The following is a 2,207-nucleotide window of genomic DNA, read 5'->3' on the forward strand; positions in this document are numbered from 1 at the left end:
AGAAGTCGGGGACAGCTCACGCCACAGCGATAAGACCGACAGATCGGGGGATAACTCCCCGCCCGGGCTTTGGCCCTTGCCCCCCCGGCCATCCCCGCCTATAGCTCTCGCTTTAATGACATCGAAATCGACCTTCGTCCTCGGCCACCGGCATTTGCTGGGCATCGAGGGCCTTTCCGCGGCCGACATCACCGGCCTCCTCGACCTGTCCGAAGAATATGTCGAGCTCAACCGCCAGGTTGACAAGAAGCGCACCGTCCTGCGCGGACGGACGCAGGTGAACCTCTTCTTCGAGGCTTCCACCCGGACCCAATCCTCGTTCGAGCTCGCCGGCAAACGGCTGGGCGCCGACGTCATGAACATGTCGGTGTCCTCCTCGTCCATCAAAAAGGGCGAGACGCTGGTCGACACCGCCATGACGCTCAACGCCATGCACCCGGATATCCTGGTGGTGCGCCATCACGCCTCCGGCGCGGTGGAACTGCTGGCCCGCAAGGTCGACGGTTCCGTGATCAATGCCGGCGACGGCGCGCATGAGCATCCGACACAAGCCCTGCTCGACGCGCTGACCATCCGCCGCAACAAGGGTCGGCTCGAGGGCCTCGTGGTCGCGATCTGCGGCGACGTGCTGCATTCGCGCGTCGCCCGCTCCAACATCATCCTGCTCAACGCGATGGGCGCCCGCGTCCGCGTCGTGGGCCCCTCCACGCTGCTGCCGCCCGGCATCGAGCGGATGGGCGTCGAGGTCGCGCGCGACATGCGCGAGGGGCTCAACGGCGCCGATATCGTCATGATGTTGCGGCTCCAGCGCGAGCGCATGAACGGCTCCTTCGTGCCGTCGACCTCCGAGTATTTCCATTATTTCGGGCTGGATCAGAAGAAGCTCGCCTACGCCAAGCCAGACGCCCTCGTCATGCATCCCGGCCCCATGAACCGCGGCGTCGAGATCGACACTGCGGTCGCTGACGGCGCGCAGTCCCTGATCCGCGAACAGGTGGAAATGGGCGTGGCCGTGCGCATGGCGGTGCTGGAAGCGCTCGCCCGCAACCTGCCGAACGCGTGATGCTCATGTTGACCGACCGCCGACCCATCCTGCTTGCCAACGCCCGCGTCGTCGACCCCTCCCGGGATTTCGATGGCCCCGGCGACGTCCTGATTGCCGACGGCATCATCCGGGAGACCCGCCGCGGCATTGGCGCTGCCGGCGTTCCCGAGGGCACCGACGTCGTCAACTGCGCCGGCAAGATCGTCGCACCCGGGCTGGTCGACATGCGCGCCTTTGTCGGCGAGCCGGGCTTCAGCCATCGCGAGACCTTCGCCTCCGCGAGCCAGGCGGCTGCGACCGGCGGCATCACCACCATCATCTGCCAGCCCGATACCTTGCCGGTGATCGACAACTCGGCGACCGTCGACTTCGTGATGCGTCGCGCCCGCGACACCGCGATCGTCAACATCCAGCCGATGGCGGCGCTGACCAAGGGCATGCACGGCGAGGAGATGACCGAGTTCGGCCTGCTCAAGGCGGCCGGCGCGATCGCCTTCAGCGACTGCGACAAGAGCGTGATCAACGCGCAGGTGATGCGCCGCGCCTTGACCTACGCGCGCGATTTCGACGCGCTGATCGTGCACTACACCGAGGATCGCGATCTCGTCGGCGAAGGCGTGATGAACGAGGGCGAATTCGCCTCGCGGCTCGGCCTGATGGGCATCCCGAACGCGGCGGAGGCCGTGATGCTGGAGCGCGACATGCGCCTGGTCGCGCTCACCGGCGGCCGCTATCACGCGGCCTCGCTGACCTGCATCGAGTCGCTCGACGTGCTCAAGCGCGCCCGCGACGCCGGCCTCGCCGTGACCGCCTCGGCCTCGATCAACCACCTTGCACTGAACGAGAACGACATCGGCCCTTACCGTTCGTTCCTGAAGCTGTCGCCGCCGCTGCGCACCGAGGACGACCGCCGCGCGCTGGTCGCCGCCGTCGCCTCCGGCCTCGTCGACGTCATCATGTCCGACCACAATCCGCAGGACGTCGAGGTCAAGCGCCTGCCTTTCGCGGAAGCTGCCCCCGGCGCCATCGGGCTGGAGACCATGCTCCCGGCGGGCCTTCGCCTCGTGCACAATGACGAGCTGGACCTCAAGACGCTGATCCGGGCGATGTCGACCCGGCCGGCCGAGATTTTGGGATTGCCCGGCGGAACCCTGCGCACAGG

At 67.2% G+C, this 2,207-nt stretch carries 2 protein-coding genes; both read left to right on the forward strand.

Features of this window, described 5'->3' with window-relative positions:
* Positions 1 to 115 precede the first annotated feature (115 nt).
* On the forward strand, positions 116 to 1,063 hold the full coding sequence (locus IVB47_RS16415) for an aspartate carbamoyltransferase catalytic subunit (protein WP_007603315.1): 948 nt from the start codon (positions 116 to 118) through the stop codon (positions 1,061 to 1,063).
* A 5-nt stretch (positions 1,064 to 1,068) separates the two neighbouring features.
* A partial coding sequence (locus IVB47_RS16420; protein WP_247463191.1) for a dihydroorotase occupies positions 1,069 to 2,207 on the forward strand: 1,139 nt, incomplete at its 3' end.

This window comes from Bradyrhizobium sp. 62 (assembly GCF_023073035.1).
In the GTDB taxonomy this organism is placed as follows: domain Bacteria; phylum Pseudomonadota; class Alphaproteobacteria; order Rhizobiales; family Xanthobacteraceae; genus Bradyrhizobium.